Genomic DNA, 7330 nt, shown 5'->3' with positions numbered 1-7330 from the left:
TCGGAAACATATCCGGCGCCCGCCTTTTAACCTGCGGTTGCTTTAGTTGTATGCGCGAAAAGCGCTACCAGTAGCCAGGTCGCCCCAGCTAAATCGCTCAGCTAAGTCTCTAGCTGGACCACTTGAGCTAATCGGACCACTTGAATTTGCGCGAGGCAATAAACCCAATGACCACGGTCCACACGATGATTACCCAGTGCGGTTCGGCAAGCCACTGATGCTGAATGAAGTTGCCGCGCAACGCATCGCCCAGAGCCGCCGAAGGGGACCACGCCACAACCCCGGCGTACCAGTCGGGGAAGGACTTCAGCGGGAACACCACGCCGCCGGCACCGGCAAGAATCACCCAGGCAATATTCACGATGGCGAGGGTCGCCTCCGCGCGCACCGTACCGGCGATGAGCAGGCCCAGCGCCGTAAACGCGCCAGCACCCATGAGCATCGTGATGATGGAGCGTGAGACGGCGATAGCGTCCGGACGCCAGCCCAGACCGTAGCCGAGCACCGCAACCAGCGTGAACTGAATCGCCACGACCACCAGCACCGCAATGCACTTGCCCATGATCAGGCCGTTGCGGCCCAGGGGAGTGGTCGCCAGGAATCGCAGCACGCCGTAGCGGCGATCAAAACCCGTCGCAATGCCCTGACCGGACAGCGCCGTAGAAATCACGCAGAGCGCCAGAACGCCGGGGACCGCCGCATCCATGCGGGACACGCCGACCGAGTTCGCGTACTCATCAATCAGGCCGGTGAAACGCAGGGCGATAAGCGCCATGACGGGAAAAATAATGTTCAGCATCAGCTGCTCGCCGTTGCGGAGCATCGCCATGGTCTCGTAGCGGCCCTGCTCGATGACGCGCACGAGCGGGTAGTTCGCGCGCGGGGGAATGTACTCCTCATCCTCGTCAATGGAAGAGACCTTGGGGCGGGTGTTTACGGCGCGTTCTTCTGTCCGATTCTCTGCAGCCCGGTTCTCTTCTGCCTGAAGTTCTGCTCGCTCGTTGTCGGCGCGTGAGGTGTTGCTGTGTGCGGTGTTGCTCATCGGATATCACGTCCTGAAATGTCGAGGAAGACATCCTCAAGAGTCTTCGGTTCCATGGTCAGAGAAATGGGCATGAGGTAACGCTCAGCGAGAGTGGAGGTGAACGCCGCCAGGTGCTCGGGGCGCAACGTGCCGACCAGCTCGTACTCGCCGGGCACGGAGGGCGCGCCGTCACGAGCCGGGGTGTAGGGCACCTTCTCGATGAGCTCCACACCGGCGCGTAGATGCGCGGGCAGCAGCTGCTCACGGGTGGGGGTAGGAGCATCCAGGGTGTACTGCAGGCGGTTCGTGCCGTCGCTGGCGATGAGCTCGGAGACGGTGCCTTCCTGAACGGTGGCGCCGTTTTCAATGATGTAGACGTAGTCGGCGAGCTTCTGCGCGTCGTCAATCAGGTGCGTGGTGAGCACAATCGCGGTGCCGAGTTCACGCTGTTCACGAATGATGTCGAAGACGACGTTGCGGGATTGCGGATCCAGACCCGCGGAGGGCTCGTCGAGGAAGAGCACGTCCGGGCGGCCGATGAGGGCGGCGGCAAGGGAGACGCGCTGCTTCTGACCACCCGAGAGACGGCGAATCGTGGTGCCGTTGAAAGCATCAATGCCCAGGCGTTCTGCGAGCTCTTCAACCGGGTACGGGTCGGTGTACATGGTCGAGATGTGCTCGAGCAGCGGGATGGGGTGCATGGCGTTGGGCAGGCCGCCGTCCTGGAGCATAATGCCGACCTTGGCGCGTAGCTCCGGATCCGCCAGCAGCGGGTTTTCACCGAGGAGGCGCACGGTACCTCGGGTGGGCTTGAGCAGGCCCTGGGCGCAGGCGAGGGTCGTGGTTTTGCCGGCGCCATTAGCGCCGAGCAGGACGACCACTTCACCGGGGAAGACACGCAGGTTCACCTTATTGACGGCGCGGTAGAGCCCGCTGGCGGTGAGCCGTTCGGGGTATTTGGTGCGGAAGGCGCGTGAGGGCTTGAACTCTTTGATGAGGTCTTTAATGCTGAGCGCTGGTTCTTCCGCGATGATGCGTCGTCGTGCGGTGGGGGAGGCGCTGGGCTCCGTGTGGTGCTCAGTGCGCGCCGTTGGTGCGGCGGATGCACGCCCCGGGTGGTCCTGCTGGCCCGCGGTGGTGGTCTCCATAGACAGTCACTTTCGAGTTTTTCGATGAATGAGCGTGTGTGCACCTTTCATCTTATGCCCTAACTCACGTTTAAGGCACACCCGTTACGACTCAAATGTTCACCTTCAGGTTGAAAAGTTATCAAGTAGGGGTACCTAACTAGCCAAAGAAAAAGTAATTAGGACATACTTTATTTGTGTATTCCGTGAACAAGACCTCTCAGCGCGCCTCAATGAACGAGACGCAGACCCGAAACGGCACCCGAACCGCCGCCTCGGGCTCTACTGGTGCTTCCAGCACCAAGTCCTCCGCGGCACGCACATCCAAGCGCAAAGCCGAGGCAGAAGAACGCACCAGGGACCGCGTTCTCCGCGAAGTTCTCAACAACGGCCCCGTATCCGCAGCAACCCTCGGTGAGCTCCTCAGCCTCACCCCCGCAGCAGTACGCCGCCACCTCGACGCCCTCGAATCCAACAACATGATTGAGGTCGCGCCCATCAAGAAGCACGGCGCCGGAGCCGGACGACCCGCCCGCCGCTACGTAATCGCCCCCCAGGGCCACGAACGCCTCGGCAACGACTACCTCATCATCGCCCGCGACGCCCTGCAAATGCTCCGCGACACGGTCGGCCAGGAAGCCCTCGAAGCTTTCGCCTCCGCCCGCGCCGCAGAAATGGAAGCCCGCTACCGACCCGTCGTAGAAGCCGCCGGAGACGACGTGGCAGCCCGAGCGCAGGCGCTCGCAGAAGCCATGAGCAAGGACGGCTTTGTCGCGACTGCTCAGGTTACCGCGCCTCCTGCAGGACGAACTGTTCCCGAACACTTTCTCGCGAGCATTCAGCTGTGCCAGGGCCACTGTCCAGTACGCGACCTCGCTGGCGACTTCCAGGTGTTCTGCGAACAGGAAACCGGGATTATTTCCGACCTGCTCGGTGTTGATGTGCGTAGGCTCTCGACCATGGCTTCGGGCGCTCACGTGTGTACCACGCACGTGCCCCTGAACCGTGTCACCGCCGAGAGCGAGAAGAACGCCGAGGACTCCGCAGAGAAACCTTCCGCGTAACGCTCACAGCAGTACCCGGCGGCACGCCCCTGACGAACCCATAAGGGGTGCGACCCGCACGCTGAAACCCGCCCGCACCACGCACCGCTACGCGTCGTGGTTGAGCGCGGCCTCAGCCCCCTAAACTACCGCGCCTGCAACCGGCAGGTGGCGGCGAGAAATGTAATAACCATCGAAGAAAGGCCGTAATGACTGAGAAAGTTGGGCAGAACGCCAACGACACCGTCATTTCAGAGATCCTGGAGATGAACCCCGAACTCGAGGGCATTGGTAACTACGAGTACGGTTGGGCAGACTCCGACGAAGCAGGCCAGGTAGCAAAGCGCGGCCTGGACGAGGACGTCGTGCGCGACATCTCTGCAAAGAAGAACGAACCCCAGTGGATGCTGGACATGCGTCTGAAGGCGCTGAAGTTCTTCGAGCGTAAGCCCATGCCCACCTGGGGTGCGGATCTTTCCGAAATCGACTTCGACAACATCAAGTACTTCGTGCGTTCGACCGAGGGTCAGGCGGCTTCTTGGGAGGAACTGCCCGAGGACATCCGCACCACCTACGAACGCCTGGGCATTCCCGAGGCGGAGCGTAACTCGCTCGTCGCGGGTGTGGCTGCACAGTACGAGTCCGAGGTCGTGTACCACCAGATCCGTGAGGACCTGGAGAAGCAGGGCGTGATCTTCGTTGACACCGACACCGGTCTGCGCGAATACCCCGAACTGTTCAAGGAATACTTCGGCTCCATCATCCCGATTGGTGACAACAAGTTCTCCGCACTGAACACCGCTGTGTGGTCCGGTGGCTCCTTCGTGTACGTTCCCCCGGGAGTTCACGTGGAGATCCCGCTGCAGGCGTACTTCCGTATTAACACCGAGAACATGGGTCAGTTCGAGCGCACCCTGATCATCGCTGACGAGGGCTCCTACGTTCACTACATTGAGGGCTGCACCGCCCCCATCTACAAGTCCGACTCCCTGCACTCCGCAGTGGTTGAGATTGTGTTGAAGAAGAACGCACGCGTTCGCTACACCACCATCCAGAACTGGTCGAACAACGTCTACAACCTGGTGACCAAGCGTGCGGTTGCGCACGAGGGCGCCACCATGGAATGGGTGGACGGCAACATCGGTTCGAAGGTCACCCAGAAGTACCCGGCTGTTTACATGGTTGGCGAGCACGCTAAGGGTGAGACCCTGTCCATCGCGTTCGCGGGTGAGGGTCAGCACCAGGACACCGGTTCGAAGATGGTTCACATTGCGCCGAACACCTCCTCGACCATTGTGTCCAAGTCCGTGGCACGTAACGGCGGCCGTAGCGCATACCGCGGCCTGGTTCAGGTGCGTGAGGGCGCTAAGCACTCCAAGTCCTCCGTGGTCTGTGACGCACTGCTGGTGGACACCATCTCCCGCTCCGACACCTACCCCTACGTGGATGTCCGCGAGGACGATGTGACCATGGGTCACGAGGCGACCGTTTCCCGCGTCTCCGAGGACCAGCTGTTCTACCTGATGCAGCGCGGCCTGAGCGAAGAAGAAGCAATGGCGATGATTGTCCGCGGCTTCGTTGAGCCTATTGCCCGCGAGCTGCCGATGGAGTACGCACTCGAACTGAACCGCCTGATCGAACTTCAGATGGAAGGATCTGTGGGCTAATGCCGACCAACGAAGAAACCCTGGGTTACCACTCCCCGATCATCCCCGGCATGGACCAGGAGGGCGAGAAGCTCGCCACCGAGTTCGCCCACGATGACACCCTGTACCGTGCCACCGAGGCACACCACCAGGGCTCCAACCCGAACAACGTCCAGAAGGTACTCGAAGCATCCCGTGCAGAGCGTAAGACCTCCTTCAACGTGGAGGACTTCGCGCCCCTGACCGGTCGTGAAGAGGATTGGCGCTTTACCCCGCTGAAGCGTCTGGGCGGCCTGCACCTGGAGAAGCTGACCGGCACCGCACCGGCACCGAAGGTGACCGCACCCGAGCAGGTTCAGGTTGAGACCGTCTCCCGCGAGGATGCACGCATCGGCTCCGCAGGTATCCCCGAGGACCGCGTGGCAGCAAATGCATGGTCCAGCTTCACCGAAGCAACCGTGGTGACCATCCCCGCCGAGGCTGAGCTGTCCGAGCACGTGGAAATCGACATCACCGGCACCGGTAACGAAGCTGCCGCACAGCACATCGTGATTGAGGCTAAGCCCTTCTCGAAGGCTGTCGTGGTCATCCGCCACACCGGCTCCACCGTACTGGGCCAGAACATTGAGTTCGTGGTGAACGACGAGGCTGAGCTGAACGTCGTGTCTGTCCAGCAGTGGGCTGACGACGCAATCCACGCCTCCGCACAGTACGCTAAGCTGGGCCGCAACGCACGCTTCAAGCACGTTGTGGTGTCCCTCGGCGGCGACCTGGTGCGCGTGACCCCCTCCACCAAGTTCACCGCTCCCGGCGCTGAGACTGAAATGTACGGCCTGTACTTCGTAGACGCTGGCCAGCACATTGAGTCCCGCCTGTTCGTGGACCACTCCGTACCCAACTGCAAGTCCCGCGTGACCTACAAGGGCGCGCTGCAGGGTAAGGGTGCGCACTCCGTATGGGTTGGTGACGTTCTGATTGGTAAGGATGCAGAAGGCACCGACACCTACGAGCTGAACCGTAACCTGCTGCTGGAAGTTGGCCCCCGCGCTGACTCCGTGCCGAACCTGGAGATTGAGACCGGCCTGATTGAGGGCGCCGGCCACGCATCTACCACCGGCCAGCTCGATGAGCAGCACCTGTGGTACCTGCAGGCTCGCGGTATTCCGGAGGCTGAGGCACGCCGTCTGGTCGTGCGCGGCTTCCTGAACGAGATCATTCAGCAGATTCGTGTTCCCGAACTTGAAGAGCAGCTCACCGAGGCCCTTGAGGCAGAGCTCGCCCTCAGCAACAACTAAGCTTTACCAGGAGAAATCAATGTCTACCCTTGAAATCAAGGACCTTCACGTCTCGGTTATCCTCGACGACGAAACCACCAAGCCCATCCTGAAGGGCGTTAACCTGACCATCAACTCGGGTGAGATTCACGCAATCATGGGACCGAACGGCTCCGGCAAGTCCACCCTGGCTTCCACCATTGCTGGCCACCCCAAGTACCAGGTTGACTCCGGTCAGATCCTGCTCGACGGTGAGGACATCACCGAGATGAGCGTGGACGAGCGTGCACGCGCAGGCCTGTTCCTGGCTATGCAGTACCCGGTTGAGATCCCCGGCGTGACCATGTCTAACTTCCTGCGTTCCGCTAAGACCGCTGTGGACGGTCAGGCTCCTTCCCTGCGTACCTGGACCAAGGACGTTAAGGAAGCCATGAAGAACCTGGAGATTGACCCTGCGTTCATCGCACGTAACGTGAACGAGGGCTTCTCCGGTGGTGAGAAGAAGCGCCACGAGATTCTTCAGCTGGAGCTGCTCAAGCCCAAGTTCGGCATCCTGGATGAGACCGACTCCGGTCTGGACGTTGACGCACTGAAGATCGTGTCTGAGGGCGTGAACCGTGCGCACGAGGCAAACGACATGGGCGTCATGCTGATTACCCACTACACCCGCATCCTGCGCTACATCAAGCCGCAGTTCGTGCACGTGTTCGTGGACGGCAAGATGGTTGACCAGGGCGGCCCCGAGCTGGCTGACCGCCTGGAAGAAGAGGGCTACGTTTCTTACGTGGGTAAGAAGTAAGCTTCTTCTCCTTACCGGATTCTGACAGAAAGATAGAACTATGACTGAGACTGTGCAGGGTCGTGTTCCTCAGGAAGAGATTGAGGAAGCCCTCAAGGAGGTTATTGACCCGGAACTCGGCGTCAATATTGTTGACCTCGGTCTGCTCTACGGTCTGCGCTGGGATGAGGATGGAACCCTCATTCTGGACCTGACTCTGACCACTGCGGCGTGCCCGCTGCAGGAGGTTATTGAGGAGCAGGTTCAGGCTAACCTGGATAACCTGGTTGATTCTTGGCGTGTGAACTGGGTTTGGATGCCGCCGTGGGGCCCGGAGCGTATTACTGAGGACGGCCGCGATATGATGCGCGCGCTGGGCTTCAACATCTAAGCTCCTGACTCGCAGATAGGTGCCCGCCCGGTGCGGAAGGTGTATGC

7 protein-coding genes are annotated in these 7330 nt (G+C 60.9%); 5 read left to right on the top strand and 2 right to left on the bottom strand.

Annotation, left to right across the window (positions count from 1 at the left end; genetic code table 11):
- Positions 1–127 precede the first annotated feature (127 nt).
- Together QZ540_RS07690 and QZ540_RS07685 are read right to left on the bottom strand one after the other, a co-directional pair.
- Entirely contained in the window at positions 128–1042 is a 915-nt protein-coding gene (locus tag QZ540_RS07690) for an ABC transporter permease (RefSeq protein ID WP_294628953.1), read from the bottom strand.
- Positions 1039–2172 (bottom strand): ABC transporter ATP-binding protein, encoded by a 1134-nt coding sequence (locus tag QZ540_RS07685; protein WP_294628952.1) that lies wholly within the window; start codon positions 2170–2172, stop codon positions 1039–1041. Before QZ540_RS07685 ends, QZ540_RS07690 begins: the two co-directional genes overlap by 4 nt.
- A 176-nt stretch (positions 2173–2348) precedes the next feature.
- Between QZ540_RS07685 and QZ540_RS07680 the strand changes: the two genes are divergently transcribed.
- The 5 genes from QZ540_RS07680 to QZ540_RS07660 all read left to right on the top strand — a co-directional run bounded on the left by QZ540_RS07680 (position 2349) and on the right by QZ540_RS07660 (position 7283).
- Positions 2349–3215 (top strand): metalloregulator ArsR/SmtB family transcription factor, encoded by an 867-nt coding sequence (locus tag QZ540_RS07680; RefSeq protein WP_294628951.1) that lies wholly within the window; start codon positions 2349–2351, stop codon positions 3213–3215.
- Between the two features lie 188 nt (positions 3216–3403).
- Positions 3404–4861 (top strand): Fe-S cluster assembly protein SufB, encoded by a 1458-nt coding sequence (gene sufB / locus QZ540_RS07675; protein ID WP_060824821.1) that lies wholly within the window; start codon positions 3404–3406, stop codon positions 4859–4861.
- Positions 4861–6135: a Fe-S cluster assembly protein SufD gene (sufD, locus tag QZ540_RS07670; RefSeq protein WP_294628949.1), complete on the top strand. Its 1275-nt coding sequence runs from the start codon at positions 4861–4863 to the stop codon at positions 6133–6135. Before sufB ends, sufD begins: the two co-directional genes overlap by 1 nt.
- A 19-nt stretch (positions 6136–6154) precedes the next feature.
- Positions 6155–6913 (top strand): Fe-S cluster assembly ATPase SufC, encoded by a 759-nt coding sequence (gene sufC, locus QZ540_RS07665; RefSeq protein WP_049358343.1) that lies wholly within the window; start codon positions 6155–6157, stop codon positions 6911–6913.
- A 40-nt stretch (positions 6914–6953) separates the two neighbouring features.
- Positions 6954–7283 (top strand): metal-sulfur cluster assembly factor, encoded by a 330-nt coding sequence (locus tag QZ540_RS07660; protein WP_060824818.1) that lies wholly within the window; start codon positions 6954–6956, stop codon positions 7281–7283.
- Positions 7284–7330: the final 47 nt, after the last annotated feature.

Source organism: uncultured Rothia sp. (assembly GCF_916049665.1).
Classification (GTDB): Bacteria; Actinomycetota; Actinomycetes; order Actinomycetales; family Micrococcaceae; genus Rothia.
The sequence above is the reverse complement of the archived record's forward strand: the minus strand, read 5'-3'. Positions and strand labels throughout refer to the sequence as shown.